This window comes from Streptomyces sp. XM4193, assembly GCF_023072595.1.
Taxonomy (GTDB): domain Bacteria; phylum Actinomycetota; class Actinomycetes; order Streptomycetales; family Streptomycetaceae; genus Streptomyces.
Window position 1 is genome coordinate 1 of sequence record NZ_JALLGK010000019.1, and the last position, 273, is coordinate 273.

Genomic DNA, 273 nt, shown 5'->3' on the forward strand with positions numbered 1-273 from the left:
GTAGACGACTGGGTTGATAGGCCGGATATGGAAGACCTGTGAGGGTTGGAGTTGACCGGTACTAATAGGCCGAGGGCTTGACCATAGATTTGCTCGCGTCCACTGTGTGGTTTCTGAGACAGCAACCTGTTCCGGTTGTGTGTTTCACTGTGTTTCGGTGGTCATAGCGATGGGGAAACGCCCGGTTACATTTCGAACCCGGAAGCTAAGCCTGTCCGCGCCGATGGTACTGCATGCGGGAGCGTGTGGGAGAGTAGGTCACCGCCGAACAAT

The 273-nt window shown here is 55.3% G+C and carries 2 rRNA genes; both read left to right on the plus strand.

Features of this window, described 5'->3' with window-relative positions:
* Positions 1 to 85: ribosomal RNA gene (locus tag MTQ01_RS24745) — 23S ribosomal RNA — on the plus strand; the annotation flags it as partial.
* A gap of 68 nt (positions 86 to 153) precedes the next feature.
* Positions 154 to 270 (plus strand): 5S ribosomal RNA (gene rrf, locus MTQ01_RS24750).
* The last annotated feature ends 3 nt before the right edge of the window (positions 271 to 273 follow it).